The following is a 19,033-nucleotide window of genomic DNA, read 5'->3' on the forward strand; positions in this document are numbered from 1 at the left end:
AGAGAGTATGGTGTCGAATAATTCTGTGGTTTCCGAGGTGAGAACATAAATTTGATTAAAGAATTCGAAGAATGGTTAGTTTTTAATAATAAAATAACTGGTCGGAAATTAAGTTCAAGTTCGGCATATAAATATGCTCGCGCAATAGAGAATATTTCATTTGATATGCTAGAGTTAGGACTCTTTAATTATAGTTTTTATATAAATGACTCTATTAAGGAAGTAGAAAAGAATATTGAACTTATTAAATCAAATGATTATTTTGTTAGAAAAGATAGAATTGGTCATAATATGTATAGTGTAGCTCTCAATCATTTAATTTGCTTTCTCCAGGACAAACATTAGGAATTTCTTAAGCATCAGAAAATAATATAGAAGTAGACACGGTTACTTTCCTCAGTGACTTTTAATGAGTCGTATAACTTTATTTACAACCACCCTCATTGGGTGGTTTTCTCTTCCCCTCCACCAACTCAATAATCTCCCGTATATCATTAATATCCAGTGCCTCCGCGATCCTTTCAATATGACTGAAACTAATGCTCTCTCGTTTACCGTTTGCGAGCTCACTTAAGGCTGCATGGCGAACATCAGAAATCCTGGATAATTCCCTCAGAGATATATTGTGTTTCTTGGTTAGCTCCCCGATTTTCACGACAACTTTCTTTCCCATTTTAATCACCTCTAATCAATTTATTCCCAGCTTGACTATACGCATAAGCGTAACGTATAATATTTTTATTAGTGGTACGCTTATGCGTAATGAATCTGCATTTATTTAGAATGATCAAAAGGGAAGCAAATAATTTTGGTCAGGAAATTTCTATTCTGAAAAGGAGGCCACCCCATGCCACCCCTACTCGAATCTCTATACGACGGCCGCCTGATCGCTGAAGAGCAGGTGGTTCCTAAAGATCCGAAATATCGCGAGTGCAGCAAGAGATTGTCTGAGGCAATGGAAGCTTGGAGAAGGAAAATGTCCGCTGAGGAGTTTGCGGAGCTGGAGGAGGTACTGGATTTGCAGCAGGAGATTCAGGGAATGGAGATGGCGGCGGCGTTTACGTATGGGTTTAAGTTAGGGGCTTTGATGATCATCGAAGTGCACTTCGGGGCTGGACCGGAGGGGCCTTTCAAATTGAATCAAAGCGAGTGTTTAGGAAAGCATCGCTGGGGTTCTCCTGAGGACACTTAATAGTTTTTAAGCCTCTATCTAGTAGAAGTACACCCGACTAAAGTACATTAGACCATCCCTGTTAACAGGGAAAAGCCTGGCCAACAGGCCAGGCTTTTCTGTTCCACGCTCCCTTATGCCACGCAGTAAATATCATGCTGCTTGTGGCACACTACCTACACCACGTCCACGTCTTAATACTATGCTATATCTTTGCCCATTCGAAGCACCTATTCCCGAATAACTTCACCATCCCCAGCCTAGACCTTCATTACCTACACAACGCATGGTATATTTACTATGTCATCATGAATGATTAAGATAATCTCAATCATCGTATGGGGGTTCCCTTAGGAATCTTCTACAATTCACATAAGGACGTGATTATGATAGCTACGAAGAAAGGATCCGCATTGATTCAAGAGGTTCATCAGACGGAGGTTCCGTATGGAACTCTTGCGATTTGGTTCCTCGGTCAGGAGAGTGTGATCGTCAAAGGCGATGGAGTAACTATTTACATTGATCCGTATGTGTCGGATTTTCTGGATCGGAACGGGCAGGTGCGGTCGTATCCTGCTCTGATTTGTCCTGAGGACATTACGCAAGCGGATCTGTGCCTGATTACCCATGAGCATGTCGATCATATGGATGAAGGCACGATTACGGTGTTTCACGATCAGAATAGCAGTGCTCCACTTATAGCTCCAACCTGTTGTCATCAGGATCTACGTCGTATGGGAGTAAGTGACTCGTCTATTCTCATGGCAGATACAAGTGAACCGATAGAACTGTTCTCCAAGATGAAGATTACGGTGATTCCTGCTGCACATGAGCAGCTTGAACAGGATGATAGCGGTCATTACCGTAGCGTTGGCTATGTAATTGAGCTTAATGGGGTGACTTTATACCATGCGGGGGATACAGTGATTTATCCTGGGCTAACGGAGCGGATTGCGGAGATTTCGCCGGATGTTGCGATGTTGCCGATTAACGGCGGGGATTATTACCGCAGGGAAGAGGGCATTGTTGGTAACATGAATTACCGGGAAGCTGCAGAGCTAGCAGTCCGGAGCAATGCCGAGACGGTCATACCGCTGCATTATGATGTTTTCGCCGGGAACAGTGAGAAGCCGGGCTATTTCCTCGATTATTTGTACGAGCGGTATCCCGAGCAGAAATGTCATATTATGGCGCGTGGGGAACGATTCGTGTATGTGTCTCCAAGAGCATTTGTTCAGCAACCATCTTAGGACATATCTAGCATAATGAGGGATGTTGTCCGCTGAGATATATAGTCTAACGACGCTGCTAGATTTTCATCAGGAGATTCAAGAAGATAGCAGCGTCGTGTACATATATAGGTTAGGAGGAGTGTTGAATGACCACCATCCAAGTTATCAGCCTAGATATGTTCCAAACCCTAGTTAGCCTAGACAATAGATTCATATCCATGTGGAGGCAGATTCTCAAGGATCGATATAATGAGAGCGAAGCGAGAACCCTCCAAGCCAAGCTGATTGAGCAATATTACATCGTTGCCATGCGCATGCGCGAGAACCACCAGTTTGTTCTAACCAGAGATATCTACAAAGAGTGCTTCGATGAACTACTTCCCAGTCTAGGCATATCTTATGATTGCGCTGAAGTCGTAGATGTTCTAATACAGGAGCATCGGCAAGCAGAGTTATATGAAGAAACGCTGGATTTCTTAGATTTCATTCTTAAGAATTATCGGGTTTGCATTGTTACTGATACTGACGAAGACATGCTGCCGCGTTTTTTTGAAGCTTACCGAATACCTCTGTTTTCCTCAGAGAAATACAGATCCTACAAGAATGATCACGACAACTCCATGTTCCAAGAGATAATCAAATACTACGATATAGAACCCGCGGGAATTTTACATATTGGAGATACCGTGTCCAATGTCGTTGGAGCCCAAAGAGCCGGTATTCAAGCCTGCTGGATAAATAGGCATCAAGAACCTTGGACGCTTGCAAAAACACCTGACTATATCATTCGAAATTTGAATGAGATTCGAAATAACATAAACAAGACAATAAACTGCTAATATTGCATACTACCTCCGCCCTTACTATTCCCTCACATATAATATAAAATAAATAGGTAAACTATATATTAGATATTCGATATGGAGGAAATTAGAGATGGAACTTACTAATAAAACTGCCATCATTACGGGAGCAGGAAAAGGGATCGGAAAATCAATCGCAATTGCGTTGGCCAAGGAAGGCGTAAATCTCGGTTTAATTGCACGCACAGGAGCTGATCTCGAATCATTGCAAAACACTTTGCAGGCAGAGCATTCCGTTAAAGTATTTATTGCGACAGCGGATATCTCGAATCAGCAAGAAGCTGAGGCTGCGGTACTGAAACTTCAAGAGCAACTCGGGTCCGTTGATATTCTGATCAACAATGCGGGTATCGCTCAGTTTGGTACTCTTATGGACATGGAACCAAGTACATGGGAACAAGTTATTCAAGTGAACCTGATGGGAACATACTATGTAACCCGTGCTGCCCTTCCGTTCATGCTGAATCAAAATAGTGGGGATATCATCAACGTTGCTTCCACCGCTGGGGAACGTGGCTTTGCCACTGGTTCCGCGTATTGTGCGTCCAAGTTCGGCGTTCTCGGTTTAACCGAGTCTCTGTTACAGGAAGTTCGCAAATCGAACATCCGGGTAGTTGCTCTAACACCTAGTACTGTTGCTACCGATTTAGCAGTTAATGCTGGATTAAAAATCGGGGATGAAGATCGGATGATGCAACCAGAGGATGTTGCTGAATTGGCTCTGGCAACCTTGAAATTACCACCACGTGTATTTGTCAAAACAGCAGGCATTTGGACAACTAACCCGCAGTAAGATGTATAGACATCAGAACATCAAAACCCATTCCTAGAAATGGTTCAGGCTGTCGACATTCAACAATGTCGACAGCTTTTTAATTTTGAATAAGCTATCATGAATATAAGCTTCTGAGAGGAGATCCCAAAAATGAACGATTTCACGATGAAAGAATTAACGCTCGAGGATTTACATCCCGATTTGTTGCAGTCATTCAATCGCTATCAAGAAGTCCAACGCTGTTGGCGTATGGAGAATGGGGAATGGATACTCAAAGATCTATCTTTTACAGAGCAATGGGACGATAGTTTAAAAAAAGAAATTATTAATGATGATTTCACAAACTGTCTTAAATCCGGTGGCTTTGTTTGGGGTGTATTCAACAATGATAATGAGTTGGTTGCATTTGCAAGTCTGTTGTCAGATTTTTTTGGGAGTGAAAATCAATATCTGCAGCTTATGCAAATACATGTTTCATATGAATATAGGAGTAAAGGAATTGGTAGAGAGCTTTTTGCATTGTGTTCAGAGAAAGCCAGGAAATTAGGGGCCAAGAAGTTATATATTTCTACGCATTCTTCGGAAGAATCCCAGCATTTTTATAAGAAGGTCGGGTGTGTAGATGCTGAGGAAATCAACAAGAAGCTGGCAGAATATGAACCTTATGATCGCCAAATGGAATTTATATTGTAACTTTTACCGATGGAGCCCAACCCCTAAAAAACGACTAACGTCAAATACAACCCCAACAACGTCACAAACAGAATCGGAATCGTTAACACGATCCCTGTCTTGAAATAGGTGCCCCACGAAATACGAACGCCTTTTTTGGATAGGACATGCAGCCACACCAGCGTTGCCAAGGATCCGATCGGGGTGATCTTTGGCCCGAGATCGGCGCCGATGACATTGGCGTATACCAGGGATTCGCGAAGCACACCGGAGGTGCTGGTCTCTGCGATGCCCAAGACGCCGGTCATGACGGCTGGCAGGTTATTCATAATCGATGATAGAAAAGCCGAAATGTATCCCATCGCCATAGTAGATACGAACAGTCCCTTATCTGCGGCAGCCTGAATGACAGTGGCTAGCACTTCGGTCAGTCCGGCGTTTCCGAGGCCGTAGACGACGACATACATGCCAATGGAGAAGACGACGATGTTCCACGGTGCGCCTTGAATGACGGCTTTTGTATCGACAGCTTGACTCCTTCGGGCCATCCGCCAGAAGAATAGCGCGACAACGTCAGCGATTAGGGACACAGGAATATGGATGAATTGGCTGACTAAATAACCGATTAACAGCACCGCGATGACGTACCAGGAGAGACGGAACAGTTGCGGATCCTTGATCGCCTCAGCTGGTTGCTTGAGCTTGGATGCGTCATACTCCCGAGGGATGCTCTTACGGAAATATATGAGCAGCACAATAACAGTAGCCGCTAACGAGAATAGGTTAGGAATGATCATTCTAGCGGCATACTGCACAAATCCGATTTGAAAATAATCGGCGGAGACGATGTTAACCAAGTTGCTTACAATCAAGGGAAGCGAGGTCGTATCCGCAATGAATCCACTCGCTATGATGAAGGGGAAGATCATCTTCTCCTCAAAATTGAGATGGCGAACCATCGCCAGTACAATTGGCGTTAGGATCAAGGCGGCACCATCATTGGCAAAAAAGGCCGAGACGACCGCCCCTAGTAGGCTCACATAGACGAACATCCGAATGCCGTTGCTCTTTGCGGCTCTGGCCATATGTAGAGCGGCCCATTCGAACAAGCCAATCTCGTCCAGAATGAGCGAGATAATAATAATCGCAATGAAAGTTAAAGTGGCGTTCCAGGTAATCTGGACGACTTCCCACACGTCACTGAATCCGACAACGCCGGCTGAATAGAGCCAGCACTGCGCCGCCGCAGGCAGACCAGCCGATGTTCAAGCCCTTAGGCTTCCAAATAACCAAGGTAAGCGTAATGATAAAAATGATGATTGCTGCCGTGATGTCGAACCCCATAATTCTTCATTTTCCCCGAACGTACATAGATAAATTTGCCGCTATCCATTGTCTCACTTCGGTCTTTTTTTGTATATAGAGTTTTGGTTAGCACCAGACTATACAATTCGAAATTTGAATGAGATTAGGGATATACTTAAAATAGATGGCCCCCGAAACCGATGAAACCATATTTTCCAGAAAAGGAGTCCTTGCCAATGAGTTATCTCTATGAATTTATCGACTATCAAGAGGATCTGCCGATTAGGCTGTTCGTGAACAGCGTGGCGTATGTTCCTTTTCATTGGCATAAGGAAGTTGAGATTATCTATGTCCTGCAGGGCGGGATTACGATCCATGTGGATCAGCGGAGTTATGAATTGAGCCAGGACGATATTATCGTCTTGAATAGCATGTCTGTTCATCAGATTGAGCGTACGAATCAGGACAATGTCCTACTTACGCTGCAATTTAACCCGGAGCTGCTGGATGAGCGGCGAGTGGTGGCCTGCAATTCTCTGTATCAGACTCCGCAGAACCAGGAGATGTATGATCGCATCCGCCATTATCTGGCCCAGATGGCCTGGGAAGCGAGCAAGAAGACGCAAGGCAGCCGGAATTATTCGATGGGTCTGCTGTACACGTTGGCCGGGCACCTTATGCGTTACTTCTCGATGGTGATGTCCGAGGAGAAGCAGAAGAATGTCAAGGACTACGATTATCAGCGGCTGAACCGCGTCCTGCAGTTTATCGACCGGAATTACAGCCAGAAGATTACGCTGCAATCGATTGCTGATCAGGAGCATCTGAGTCTGCATTATTTCTCTCATTTTTTCAGTGATAAGATCGGTATTCCGTTCCAGAAATATCTGACTTCGGTTCGTTTGGAGAAGGCAGTTGACGCGTTGATAAGCACCAACGACAGTGTAACTCAGATTGCACTTGATTGCGGCTTCGCCAACGTCAAGCTGTTCAATAAATATTTTAAAGAGAAATACGATTCGACTCCCGGTACTTTCCGCGAGGCTGTTACAACGGTAAAGTCTGCTGACCCTGCGCGTAAACCATTGACCTATGATGAATCGCCAAGTGCCGATTACTATGAGGTCGATACGATTCAAGCGATGGAGTCGCTCTATCGATATTTAGAGCCGTCCCAGGAATCGATAGCTATAACCTCCGTATCCAGTGTCATATCCGATCATGTGGAGATTCACATCAATGAACAAGTAGAGGGTACTTCATTCAAGAAGCATTGGAACTGGCTGACTACGGCGGGCAGAGCGGTTGAAGGATTGCGTGCCGATTGGCAGGCGCATTTTCTTGAGCTTCAGGGCAGGCTCGGGTTCTCGCATATTCGCTTCCACGGCATTTTCAATGATGAGATGATGGTGTATACGGAGACGGAGGACGGTGAGCCGATCTATAACTGGGCTTATGTAGACAAGCTGTACGATTTTCTGCTCCAGGCAGGGGTTCGTCCCTATGTGGCGCTAAGCTTCATGCCGTCGGCGTTGGCCCGTTCGAAGGAGACTATTTTTCTATGGAGAGGTCATATCGCTCCGCCGCGGGATCAGAAGAAGTGGAATGCACTTGTCCGCGAATTCGTGCGCCACTGTCTGAACCGATATGGTATGGAGGAAGTATCCACATGGTACTTTGAGGTATGGAATGAGCCTGATCTCTCCGGTGTATGCTGGGCGGGCTCGAAGCAGGAGTATTTCGAGTTCTATGCCGAGACGGCGAGCACGATAAAGTCCATCTCACAACAGTTTCGCGTAGGCGGGCCTGCGATGGGCTACGGCTCTCTCTGGAATGACAACTGGGCTGAGGAATTCATCGACTACTGCAGCAGCAGACAAGCTCCGATCGACTTCTTCTCATTTCACGTCTATTCGGAATACCCAAACCAGAAGGAGGAGCAATACAAGCTCACGACGCTTATGCCACCAACCTTCTACTTGGATAGCGTAAAGCGTTTGAGATCGAAGCTGAAGGGGACGGCCATGCCGGAACTGGAGCTTCATATGACGGAGTGGAACTTCTCTCTACGACCGCAATTTGATTCACGATACGACGTTTATGGGTGCGTTTGTCATTCACCAAGCGCTTCAGACGTTAGGTACATTAGGATCACTTGCATACTGGTCGTTTACCGACGTATTTGAGGAGAGTCGGTGCCAACCTCGATTTTTTATGGCGGATTCGGTTTGATCAATCGTAATGGGCTGAAGAAGCCGAGTTATTACGCTTTTGAGCTGTTGGCTAAGCTGGGGGATCGTATTTTATCCCAAGGAGATGGATATATAGTCACGGGCGACCAGAATGGAGGCCTGCAAATTCTAATGTATAACTACACTCATGTGGATCAGCTCTTCGCTAGCGGTGATTGGTCGGGACTAACTGAGACAAGTCGATACACCATTTTTGAGGAAAAAGGAAACCGAGCATTCCATTTCAAACTGAATGATCAGGAGCGTCTCTATAAAATGACCAGCTACAGACTGGATCGCGAGCACGGTTCTGTCTTTGATGAGTGGATTCGCTTAGGGGCACCAACCTATCCGACGGAGGAAGAGTTGCAATTTTTACGGCACAGAAGTGTTCCGGAAATGCAAACTGGATGGCTGGATGCGGCAGCAGAGGATCTGGGGCAGACCTATATCGTGCCCCGCATGGCATTCTGCTATTAAGCTTGCAGCCACAGTATTAGATATTTGATATGTATGTATGGAAAAAATCAAAAAAAGGAGCGATTTTCCCATTATGAGGAAATGTCGCTCCTTTTCATATACAATCTAGCGCCAGATACTTATGCCGCCTTCTTCAGCATCTGTCTACGTTGCTTGGCAGACCGACGGAAGTAGAACAGTTCATAGATCACCGGTACGATGATCAACGTAAGTGCTGTTGCGGCGGTCAGGCCGCCGACTACGACAATAGCCAAGCTCTGCGAGACGATGCTTCCTTGCTCGGAATGCCCGAACAGGAGTGGTAGCATAGCACAAATCGTCGCGATGGCCGTCATCAGGATCGGCCGCATCCGTGTGCTGGCCGCTTCAAGTAGTGCCTCGCGGATCGTCATATGCCCCTCGTTATGCTTGACGCGGTCGATCAGCACGATGGCGTTTGTGACGACGATGCCGATCAGCATCAGCGCTCCGAATATAGCGGTGAAGTCCGGTGTTACACCGGAGATCAGCAGGCCAACGACGGCGCCGATCGCCGCAAGTGGTAAGGAGAACATGATCGCCAGCGGAGCACGCAGCGTCTTGAAGGTGATGACCATGATCAGGTAGACAAGGCCAATGGAGATGATTGCAGTCATGCCCAAGTCCTTGAAATCTCCGGCTTGGTCAACGGAAGCACCACCAGCATAGAGATTTACACCTGTTGGAAGCGTAATGGCATCGGTCTCCTTCTTAATAGAGGCTCCAATTTCGGATACCTTCTTCGGATCGACTTCCGTTGTGATACGTACATACGGTTTGCCTTCCTTGCGAAATAGTGTAGCTGGCTCGTTGCGGACTTCAAGCTTCGCTAGCTGGGACAGCGGCTGTGGTCCTGTTGCGGTCATCAGCGTTATTTTCTCCAGATCCTGCTGCGATTTTGGTTCACTGAGCGGAGATAGTACGACACTCGCTGGCGAACCGTTCAGTTCCATTTGCCCGAGCGGTATCGGATTCAACACAGCGGCCAGTTGCATGGTGATTTCCTTAGCGTTGGCCTTAGCCGGATCTACTCGGAAGGAGAAGACGGGCTTCGTATCCTCCATGTTGCTGGATATTTTGCGGACGCCCTCAATATCTTTTACTTTATCCTGTACTTGGTTCGCTACCCCCGTAAGTTCTGACACATCATCCCCAGTGATATCGATATACTCACTGGTCGAGCCTCCGCCCATGAAGCTCGTCGGGTTCGCCGATAGTACGGCTCCAGGATATTGGTCTTGAAGTCCGCGAATCTTGTTCACAAAGGCGTTGGTATCGACATCCTTCTTCATGACAATCGTGAAGTTAACTAGGGTCGTTGAGCTTACGCTGCCCCACTGGGCCATATCAGCACTGTTTCCGGACTGCATGATGACCGTTTTCGCTTCAGGTTGGTTCATCATCTCTTGCTCGAGCTTTTTACCTTCGGTCAGCACTTCAGACACTGGTGTGTCATTTGGATATTTTAATTTGACTGAGATATGACTAGCGTCGGAAGCGTCGAGCGCTCCCTTCGGCATGTTGATATAGACGGCGATGGAGCCGACCAGAATGATCAGGCCGAGCGAGAGAGACACCCACTTGCGGCTCAGGTTCCAATCCAGGAAGCGGCGGAACCACTTGGATGGTTCATGCTCCTTCATGGTCGTATTCCGCAGCAACCGTGAGCTGAGAAGCGGAACAACGGTCAGGGCTACGATGAGTGAAGTCAGCAGGGAGTAAGTTACCGTCAGAGCAAAAGGCAGCAGGAATGCCTGCAGGCTGCCCCGCAGCAAACCCATCGGAAGGAACACCGCTACGGTTGCTATTGTTGAGGCGGTAATCGCACCAGCGACCTCTTTCGTTGCACTGATCATCATATCGATCGAGAACGGTTCTTTTTGCAGTCTACGATAGATGTTCTCGATTACCACGATGCTGTCATCTACGAGACGACCGACCGCTACAGCTACCCCGCCTAGCGTGATGATGTTAAGGGTAACGCCCGAAAGGTTTAGTAAATATAGCGTAACGGCCAACGATAGCGGGATCGATACGACGGTCACAAGAGTGGCGCGGAAATTACGCAGGAAGATCAGAATGATGATCGTAGCAAAAAGCGCGCCGAGCAGCACCTCCCGCATCATACTATTTACGGAATCAACGACCATTTCAGAGGTGCTGACCACAACTTCGGCTTCGGCACCTTTGACGTTCTTGTTGATACCTTCTAAAGCGTCTTGTACTTTTTTGCCAACGTCCACCGCGTTAGCATTAGCCTCTTTCATGATAATAGCGAACAGCACATCCTTGCCATTCGAGCGGCTGACGCTCTCCTGATCGGCTTTGACCTCTACTGATGCAATATCCTGTAGCTTCACTCCGTCAGAGACGGGCAGAGCCTTCAACGTATCTACGCTGTCAATAGAGGAGACGACGCTGACGTTGCCCGCTTGCCCGCCTATCGTTTGCTCCCCGATGGAAGCTGATACGCTGCGGCCTTGGAGAATGCCCATCACCTGAGCGACGGATACGCTTTGTGCCGCCATCTTCTGCGGATCAAGCTTGACCTGCACCTGTGGTGTGGCTTTGCCGTACAGCGCTACGCTCGCGACACCGTCAATCTTTTGCAGTTCGGGAATAATCACCGTCTCCGCTGTCTCTATCGTATTCTCGGTGATCCCCTCGTCGAAGGCCAGCGTGATTTCGGACACCGGAATCATTGAAGTGTTCAACTGGAGCACATAGGGCCTCACTACTCCCTCAGGGAACTGCAGGGCGTCCACTGCCTTTTGCACCGCCTGCGAGGCGTCCTTCATATTCGTCTTGGAGTCAAAGTTAATATTCACCTGCGAATAGTTGTCTCCTGAAGAAGACATCATCTCCGTCTTTCCTTTGACCATAGTTACTGCCGATTCAATCTGCTTAGTGACGTTCTCTTCCATGGCTTGAGCGTTCTGTCCCGGCCCGAGCGTCGTTACCGTCACCTGCGGATTATCGGCCTCCGGCAAGAATTCCATCGGTAGGGAGGTATAACTCATCACTCCCACGACAAGCGCCAATACGATCAGCAGTCCCGTAGCTGCCTTATTGCCGAATGCCAATTTAGCTAACCAAGTCATTGATCATTTCTCCTTCTACTCCTTTTATTTGGTTAAGCCATTGTCGATTTGTTATGTAAGGTTGAGATCGTCCGAACTTATGTATCTCGACGGATATAAGTGTAGATGTTTTATGGGCATGACAAAACGGCCATGCGAATGGTTTTAACCCTACATCTTCGGCAGGAGATGATCCCCTACCAGAGACTAGGGAACTGTGATGGCTGTAGAATCTTTCTTTTTGAATGAGGAGGTGTTTTTTGCTGTATATCTTAGCCGTGCTTATATCAGACTAGAAATCGAACTATTAACACAACAAAAAACGTACCTGCTTAAGACAAGGAACAACAAGAAAGCGCTATCAGAGCTTGTTTATAATAAGCATGTAAGCGATTTACACCAAGCTTAACAATATAGGGGAATCATAATGCAACGTCTAATGAAGTGGATGGAAGAGAATTTCGCGCCACGATTAGAAGCATTTACGAAGAATGTCTGGGTCGATTCCATACAGGAAGCGATTATGGTGGCATTACCGATGATCTTCATTGGTTCATTGATAACATTAGTGTCCATTCTGAATGACTTCATCCCAGGCATGCCTGATTTGTCGCCGATTACGACGTTCAGCTTCGGATTGCTTGGAATCTTTATTGCTTTTCTGACACCATATACTGTCATGCAGAAGAAGGGCCACGACAAGATTAAGCTCATAGCTGGAGCAACAGGCTTATCCTTGTTCATGATGCTGCTTAAGCCCACTATTAATGACGATGGAACGGTACAATTCGTTCTTGAACGCTTCGGGCCATCCGGGATGGTTACTGCTCTTTTGGTGGGTGCATTTGTAGCTGTTATTTTTAATATTTTTAATCGATTCTCTTTCTTCAAGAAAAATACGACACTGCCTGAATTCATTAAGGATTGGTTCGATTTCCTCGTTCCAATTGCTCTTATTCTCGTGATCGGCTGGGTTCTGACCTACCAATTGCATTTTGATATGTTCGCACTGATTGTAGACATTTTCAATCCGCTGCAAAAGATTAGCCAGAGCCTGATTGGCTTTGTCTTGTTCAACTTTATTGGAGTTCTGCTCTATTCCTTCGGTGTCAGCCCGTGGGTGATGACTCCAATCTTCTACTCGATCTGGATTCCGGCGATTGAACAGAATGCTTCGCTCGTTGCTCGAGGCTTGGATCCGGTCAATATCAACACATTCGAGACGTTCTTCTCCGGCTGGGTCGGCGTTGGTGGTCTCGGGCGACTCTGCCACTGATCGTCTGGTTCCTATTCGCGAAGTCGAAGAAATTGAAATCGATCGGGAAAGCGACGATTGTACCTTCTCTATTCAATATCAATGAGCCAGTTATCTACGGAGCCCCGGTTGCTTTTAACCCGATCCTGATGATTCCGATGTGGATCAACGGTATCATTACGCCGATTATCGTCTACATCGTGCTTAATCTTGGGTGGGTGGACATTCCAAGTAAAGTGTTCCAGCTCTGGTATACACCAATTGGTATCTCCACGTACATCTTGACCGGATTCAAGGGCGTCCTACTTCTGGTGGCCGTGTTGCTACAGATGTTCATCGTCTGGTTCCCGTTCGTCAAAGTGTACGACAAGCAAGAACTTAAGAAGGAGCAGCTTGCGGCTGAATAAATCTAAATACGTGATCATAAACCGATTTTTCGGCACCGAAGCTTATGATTCCGATGTGCGTTTCTTTGAAACGCTTCAGGTTGGATGAAGCTAGGGATTGAGGAAAATATCGATATAAGGGGAGAGAACTATGAGACCAACACAAGAACTACTCGCAGCTATGACTTTGGAAGAGAAAGCGGCCATTTGTGCCGGACTAAATATGTGGATGACAAAAGGCTTCGAACAACACGGGATTCCAGCTCTTCAAATGTATGATGGCACGAACGGTATCCGTAAGACGAACAGCAATGAAGAGATGGGCATTACAGGGGAGAATATTCCTGCGACCTGTTATCCTACGGGTTCAGCGATCGGCTCTTCGTGGAACACGGATCTGCTGCATGAACTCGGTGTCGCTCTGGGGGTGGAAGGACGCGAGATGGAGGTTGATCTGCTTTTAGGGCCAGGGATCAACATGAAGCGTACCCCGCTTGGTGGGCGGAACTTCGAATATTATTCTGAGGACCCTTGTCTGTCGGGCGAGCTTGGAGCCGCCTTCGTGAACGGATTGCAGAGCCAGGGTGTTGGCGGTTCCTTGAAGCACTTCGCTGGGAACAATCAGGAATTTGAGAAGATCGTCACGAGCTCTGAGATCGATGAACGGACATTGCGTGAGATTTATCTAGCTGCCTTCGAGCGTATCGTGAAAAAAGCCAACCCATGGACCATCATGTGTTCCTACAACCTGCTTAACGGTTCCTATACGAGTGAGAACGAGCACTTGTTGAACGATATTTTGCGTGAGGAATGGGGCTATGACGGAGTTGTGATCTCTGACTGGACTGCCGTCAATGACCGGATTCGCGGCCTGGCTGCAGGTCTGGATCTTGAGATGCCAGGGCCGGCTTACTACAATACGAAAGCGATTGTGAAGGCGGTTGAGGAAGGCAAGCTAGATGAAGCGGTTGTTAATAAATCTGCGGTCGTATTCTCGAGCTTGTACGCAAGGTCAAGGAAGCAAATATAGAATCGACTCCTGCGAACGTGGATTATCATGAACTGGCTCGCCGAGCTGCGGCGGAGAGTATTGTGCTGCTGAAGAATGACAATGGCATTCTGCCGCTTGATTCCGAGAAGATGTCCAAAATGGCCGTCATCGGTAAATTTGCGAAGCAGCCAAGAATTCAGGGAGCAGGCAGTGCGAGAGTTACACCGACACGCGTCGATATTCCGTTGGAGGAACTGCAGAACATTGTAGGCGATCAGGTTGAACTGGTCTATGCCGACGGATATCCGCAGGATGACCGCATCGATGAGCAAATGATCCAGGAGAGTGCTGCGCTCGCGGCATCCGCAGACGTTGCTGTGCTGTTCGTCGGTCAGCCGGAGTATGTCGAATCAGAAATGCATGATCTGGAGACGATAGAATTGCCTCTTCATCAGCAGAAGCTTATCAAGGCAGTAACAGAGGTTCAACCGCATTGTATTGTCGTGACTAGCAGCGGATCAGCGCTGGCGATGAACTCCTGGATTCAATATGTACCAGGCGTGCTTCATTCTTGGCTGACAGGCCAGGGCAGTGGCCGGGCGATTGCTGATATTTTGTTCGGACGTGTTAATCCATCCGGTAAACTGTCGGAGACTTTTCCTGTCAAACTATCCGACAACCCATCGCATATGCGAATTCGCGGTGAGAACGGCAAGCTCTACTATCGCGAAGGGCTCTACATCGGATATCGTTACTATGACCGTAAGGAGTTGGTGCCGCAATTCTCATTCGGACACGGGTTGTCGTATACGACATTTGCTTACTCTGATTTGAAGGCCGTCCAGCAAGATCGGAATGTAAGTGTAACTTTCACTGTCGAGAACACCGGGACAATGTCAGGTAAAGAGGTTGTACAGCTCTATGTTCACGACGAAGAGTCCAAGTGGAGCCGTCCGGAGAAGGAACTCAAGGCATTTGCGAAGATTGAGCTCGCACCTGGAGAGAAGCAACAAGTTCATTTCATGCTGGAGGAACGCGACTTCGCCTACTACAATACGAAATATAATAAATGGGTTGCTGAGACAGGGTACTTCCAGATTGTAGTCGGCAGCTCTTCCCGAGATATTCGCTTGCGTGAGCGTGTCTATTGCGACTTCGGTCTTGAGCCAATTTCCTTCCATAAGTTCAGCCTGCTCAACGACTGGATCAGCACGCCGAAGGCAAAGAGCATCTTTGAGGCTTACCTTGCGGAGATGAACAAGCATGTTAGCGAGCAAGTGGTCCTAGACGAAGTGTTCATCGGCTTCTGGGGCGATTTCCCGGCCATTAAGGTCTTCCAGATGTTTGGCCAGACCTGGTTAGTCGATCGTTCGCCGGACGATGTGATCGCAGAGATGATCGCGAAATTTGAACAGTAATAAGCAATAAGCTATTACAGGGCTTTGATGCTCTGAGCCAGATCTCATCGTATAAATTGAAACACCTCCATGAGAATATCCTTTATTTTATTAGAAATAAGGGCAGCTCTGGAGGTGTTTTATTTGTCCGGTCATGTAGTCCGATAGTTGCTTACTCTCTATATTTGCCTCAATAACGTCAACCACAACCGTAGAATTTCAAAAGCGACTATTCCCTGTAATAACCGCTGTCGCAACCGTAAGAACCTAATCGTCCACATATTAGTTGTGAGAAAAATATCCAATACATGAATCCCCATGAATGGTATTATCGTACATATAGTAACGATGTAACGAATACATACATACAGCGACTACAAGCAATGAACAATTAGCCATTAGGAGGGATTTGTTTGAAAGAACTGTTTACGATTTTTGTATCGCCGGAAAGTACCTTTCAAAGACTTAAAAGCAGTAAGCTGGCTTGGCTGACATGCATGATTGTGTTAATGGTACTATCGTGTCTAGTTATTTATCTGCAAATGCCGATTTTAGAACAAACTGTGCTTAATGGTCTGAAGAGTAATCCTCAGCTTTCTTCTGATTCTTATGATGCCGTTCTTGCTGTAAGCAGGATAACTAGCTATGTAATGGCTGCTTTCTCTGTAGCATTGCTGATGTTCCTTGGTGGCCTTCTGTTCATGCTGCTGAACTTGATTGTTCGTGGTGAAGCAAAATATATGCAATTGGTTACAGTTGCGGCTTTTGCTGCTTTACCTGGGATGATTAACGGGATATTAACAGGGGTTCTGCTTAAGGTTGCGAATGCTCAGACTTTAACAGATATATCGATCAGCTTAGGGGCGTTCGTTCAGGATAAAGGTAGTTTCCTGTACAAGGCCTTATCTGTCATTAATCCATTTGGTATTTGGACTTTGATCCTATATATCATTGGCGCTTCTGTAATGATGAACCGTCCTAAGAAACAGGTTGCTGTGTGGATCATTATTTTTTGGTTAATTATTTCATTCGGTTCATTGCTGCTGGTTAAATGATAGATAGAGGATGGGAGTGAGGGATTTGTTTAAGAAGAAATGGGTATGGGGCGTTATATTGGGCATTGTCCTCGTCGTACTTGTCATGGTCAATTTAAAAGGGTTAAATCGGACACAAAGTGTAAAAGTGGATGAGGTTACGGAAGGTAAGATCATTGAGCAAATCTACACGAATGGTAGGCTGGAGCCAATAAAATCGGTTGAGATGTTCACACCTGTTGGCGGTGTAGTACAAACGCTTAAGGTAAAAGAGGGCGACACCGTGGCCGAAGGCCAACCACTGCTGACGCTTAAGATGGATAGCGTGAAGGATCAGCTGGAGAAGGAAAAGATCAATTTGGAGCTTACAGAAGCAGATAGACTTGCCGCTAAGAAGCAGCATTTTGCGAAATTCAAGCAGCAAGTGACGGAGGACCCTGAGCAGACAGTCGAAGAATTGGACTTAACCTCCTACGATCTGAGAATTCGCAGCAGCCAATTGACGATAACTTCTTTGGAGCAGCAGTTAAATAACAGCACGGTATATGCGACAGCAAGCGGTATAGTGACACAGGTATCCGTCAAAGAGGGGCAGCTTATGGCTGAGGGCAGTCCATTCGTAACATTAGCCGATCTGTCCTCCTTTAAGGTTAAGGCTAATCTAACTGAGCTTGATGCAGGTAAGGTAACCATGGGGATGAAGGCAGTCGTAACCGGTGAATCGATCTCGGGTACATATCATGGAGAAGTTACTTATCTATCCCCGACCGCCGTGTTGAATGATGTGACCTCCAAGGATGCCTCGGTTGAAATGGAGGTTACACTTACAGATAAAGCCGCGGAGCTACGTCCCGGTTATAATGTGGCCATCGAGATGGAAATACCGGACAAGCCTCGTATTCTTGTTCCGATCGAAGCTGTGAAATATGAAGGCGAGGAAGCCTACGTATTTAAGATTGAGGAAGATAAAGCCGTCAAGTCAATCGTAAAGATCGGTAAAGAGGGTGACGAACAAGTCGAAATCACTGCAGGGGTCGCCAAGGGAGACCGAGTTGTCGTGGGAGGCGCAGATCAGCTTCGGGATGGCGATAAGGTGAAGGTCGAATGATTACTCTAACGGATATTACCAAGATTTACAAAAACGGTCCCCTCGAAGTTCAAGCACTCAGCCCGATCACCTTACAGGTAGAACGTGGTGAATTCGTAGCTATTATGGGTTCTTCGGGTTCCGGTAAGTCCACGTTGATGAATATTATCGGTTGTCTTGATGTTCCCACATCTGGCACCTACAGTCTGGATGGTCAGGAAGTTCATACACTGAATGAAGACCAGCTGTCCAGAGTACGGAACCAGAAGATTGGCTTTGTGTTTCAGAGCTTCAACCTGCTCGGACGGCAGACGGTTCTGCAAAATGTCATGCTCCCAATGATGTATGCAGGTATTCCCCGGGAGACCAGAAATGAGAGAGCGATGGAGCTGTTGGCTAAGGTTGGCCTGGCGGACCGCGTGAAGCATCGTCCGACCGAGCTCTCCGGTGGACAGAAGCAGCGCGTCGCCATTGCCCGTGCCTTAACGATGAAGGCGCCGATTCTATTAGCCGATGAACCGACTGGAAATCTGGATACGAAATCATCCTATGAGATTATGGATTTATTTAAGCAAATTCATGCGGAAGGGACAACGATCGTACTTGTCACTCATGAGCCAGATATCGCTGAACACGCTGACCGTGTGCTTCTCTTCGGCGATGGCAAGCTGCTCAAGGATACGCGCAAAGGAAGTGTACGTCCATGAGTATCTGGGAGAGTATCCTTATCGCACTAGACAATCTTCGAATCAATAAGCTGCGTTCTTTTTGACAATGATCGGGATTGTGTTCGGGGTTGCTGCTGTTGTTACCGTGGTATCAATCGGACAGGCTGGCCAGAAATCGATAATTTCCACCGTATCGAACTATAAGGATGGATATTTTGTCATCTATAACAATTATTCCAGCGGTTCAGCTGGGGCGGATGTGGAGATTCGCCTTAGGGATTTGAACGAGGTTGCCAAGCTGCCCGGGTAAGGTATGTGTCTTCATCGGTCACTTATTCGATGACAACGAAGCTGAAGAATGAGAATCTTCGGTTCTCCATCACTGCGA

The 19,033-nt window shown here is 46.9% G+C and carries 14 protein-coding genes and 3 pseudogenes; 14 read left to right on the forward strand and 3 right to left on the reverse strand.

The window, feature by feature from the left end; translation table 11 throughout:
• Positions 1–51 precede the first annotated feature (51 nt).
• Entirely contained in the window at positions 52–345 is a 294-nt protein-coding gene (locus RE628_RS01355; protein ID WP_309157047.1) for a hypothetical protein, read from the forward strand.
• 79 nt (positions 346–424) lie between these two features.
• On the opposite strand, the gene RE628_RS01360 is transcribed toward RE628_RS01355, so the two are convergent.
• On the reverse strand, positions 425–673 hold the full coding sequence (locus RE628_RS01360) for a helix-turn-helix domain-containing protein (RefSeq protein ID WP_309157048.1): 249 nt from the start codon (positions 671–673) through the stop codon (positions 425–427).
• 174 nt (positions 674–847) lie between these two features.
• Here RE628_RS01360 and RE628_RS01365 point away from each other — a divergent pair, with 174 nt between their 5' ends.
• The 5 genes from RE628_RS01365 (at position 848) to RE628_RS01385 (ending at position 4,734) form a co-directional block, all read left to right on the forward strand.
• Positions 848–1,192: a DUF6809 family protein gene (locus RE628_RS01365; RefSeq protein WP_309157050.1), complete on the forward strand. Its 345-nt coding sequence runs from the start codon at positions 848–850 to the stop codon at positions 1,190–1,192.
• A gap of 365 nt (positions 1,193–1,557) precedes the next feature.
• Positions 1,558–2,421 carry an MBL fold metallo-hydrolase gene (locus RE628_RS01370; protein WP_309157051.1) on the forward strand — a complete coding sequence of 288 codons (864 nt, stop codon included), beginning with the start codon at positions 1,558–1,560 and terminating at the stop codon, positions 2,419–2,421.
• Between the two features lie 128 nt (positions 2,422–2,549).
• Positions 2,550–3,242: an HAD family hydrolase gene (locus tag RE628_RS01375; protein WP_309157053.1), complete on the forward strand. Its 693-nt coding sequence runs from the start codon at positions 2,550–2,552 to the stop codon at positions 3,240–3,242.
• 97 nt (positions 3,243–3,339) lie between these two features.
• Entirely contained in the window at positions 3,340–4,059 is a 720-nt protein-coding gene (locus RE628_RS01380; protein ID WP_309157054.1) for a 3-ketoacyl-ACP reductase, read from the forward strand.
• Between the two features lie 132 nt (positions 4,060–4,191).
• Positions 4,192–4,734, forward strand: a complete 543-nt coding sequence (locus RE628_RS01385; protein WP_309157055.1) for a GNAT family N-acetyltransferase — start codon at positions 4,192–4,194, stop codon at positions 4,732–4,734.
• Positions 4,735–4,757: 23 nt separating this feature from the next.
• Here RE628_RS01385 and RE628_RS01390 read toward each other — a convergent pair.
• Positions 4,758–6,057: pseudogene (locus tag RE628_RS01390) on the reverse strand (arsenic transporter).
• A 197-nt stretch (positions 6,058–6,254) separates the two neighbouring features.
• On the opposite strand from RE628_RS01390, the pseudogene RE628_RS01395 reads away from it, so the two are divergent.
• A pseudogene (locus RE628_RS01395) lies at positions 6,255–8,729 on the forward strand (helix-turn-helix domain-containing protein).
• 119 nt (positions 8,730–8,848) lie between these two features.
• On the opposite strand, the gene RE628_RS01400 reads toward RE628_RS01395, so the two are convergent.
• On the reverse strand, positions 8,849–11,848 hold the full coding sequence (locus RE628_RS01400) for an efflux RND transporter permease subunit (RefSeq protein WP_309157056.1): 3,000 nt from the start codon (positions 11,846–11,848) through the stop codon (positions 8,849–8,851).
• 406 nt (positions 11,849–12,254) lie between these two features.
• Here RE628_RS01400 and RE628_RS01405 point away from each other — a divergent pair.
• From RE628_RS01405 to RE628_RS29400, 7 genes and pseudogenes are all read left to right on the forward strand, one after another.
• A pseudogene (locus RE628_RS01405) lies at positions 12,255–13,489 on the forward strand (PTS sugar transporter subunit IIC).
• A 130-nt stretch (positions 13,490–13,619) separates the two neighbouring features.
• Positions 13,620–14,498, forward strand: a complete 879-nt coding sequence (locus tag RE628_RS01410; RefSeq protein ID WP_309157057.1) for a glycoside hydrolase family 3 protein — start codon at positions 13,620–13,622, stop codon at positions 14,496–14,498.
• Between the two features lie 17 nt (positions 14,499–14,515).
• A complete protein-coding gene (locus RE628_RS01415; RefSeq protein ID WP_309157059.1) occupies positions 14,516–15,877 on the forward strand; it encodes a glycoside hydrolase family 3 C-terminal domain-containing protein in 1,362 nt (453 codons plus the stop codon).
• Between the two features lie 392 nt (positions 15,878–16,269).
• Positions 16,270–16,911, forward strand: a complete 642-nt coding sequence (locus tag RE628_RS01420) for a YIP1 family protein (protein ID WP_309157061.1) — start codon at positions 16,270–16,272, stop codon at positions 16,909–16,911.
• 16 nt (positions 16,912–16,927) lie between these two features.
• Complete coding sequence (locus tag RE628_RS01425; RefSeq protein WP_309157063.1) at positions 16,928–17,998, forward strand: efflux RND transporter periplasmic adaptor subunit; 1,071 nt, start codon at positions 16,928–16,930, stop codon at positions 17,996–17,998.
• Positions 17,995–18,684, forward strand: a complete 690-nt coding sequence (locus RE628_RS01430) for an ABC transporter ATP-binding protein (RefSeq protein WP_309157065.1) — start codon at positions 17,995–17,997, stop codon at positions 18,682–18,684. Before RE628_RS01425 ends, RE628_RS01430 begins: the two co-directional genes overlap by 4 nt.
• A gap of 67 nt (positions 18,685–18,751) precedes the next feature.
• Positions 18,752–18,955, forward strand: a complete 204-nt coding sequence (locus tag RE628_RS29400) for an ABC transporter permease (RefSeq protein WP_375143028.1) — start codon at positions 18,752–18,754, stop codon at positions 18,953–18,955.
• Positions 18,956–19,033: the final 78 nt, after the last annotated feature.

This window comes from Paenibacillus sp. D2_2, from assembly GCF_031199965.1.
GTDB lineage: Bacteria > Bacillota > Bacilli > Paenibacillales > Paenibacillaceae > Fontibacillus.

Bases quoted from the DNA above. Each gene is read 5' to 3' on its own strand.
- RE628_RS01360 (WP_309157048.1), bottom strand. From the start codon at position 673: ATGGGAAAGAAAGTTGTCGTGAAAATCGGGGAGCTAACCAAGAAACAC.
- RE628_RS01365 (WP_309157050.1), top strand. From the start codon at position 848: ATGCCACCCCTACTCGAATCTCTATACGACGGCCGCCTGATCGCTGAA.
- RE628_RS01370 (WP_309157051.1), top strand. From the start codon at position 1,558: ATGATAGCTACGAAGAAAGGATCCGCATTGATTCAAGAGGTTCATCAG.
- RE628_RS01375 (WP_309157053.1), top strand. From the start codon at position 2,550: ATGACCACCATCCAAGTTATCAGCCTAGATATGTTCCAAACCCTAGTT.
- RE628_RS01380 (WP_309157054.1), top strand. From the start codon at position 3,340: ATGGAACTTACTAATAAAACTGCCATCATTACGGGAGCAGGAAAAGGG.
- RE628_RS01385 (WP_309157055.1), top strand. From the start codon at position 4,192: ATGAACGATTTCACGATGAAAGAATTAACGCTCGAGGATTTACATCCC.
- RE628_RS01400 (WP_309157056.1), bottom strand. From the start codon at position 11,848: ATGACTTGGTTAGCTAAATTGGCATTCGGCAATAAGGCAGCTACGGGA.
- RE628_RS01410 (WP_309157057.1), top strand. From the start codon at position 13,620: ATGAGACCAACACAAGAACTACTCGCAGCTATGACTTTGGAAGAGAAA.
- RE628_RS01430 (WP_309157065.1), top strand. From the start codon at position 17,995: ATGATTACTCTAACGGATATTACCAAGATTTACAAAAACGGTCCCCTC.
- RE628_RS29400 (WP_375143028.1), top strand. From the start codon at position 18,752: ATGATCGGGATTGTGTTCGGGGTTGCTGCTGTTGTTACCGTGGTATCA.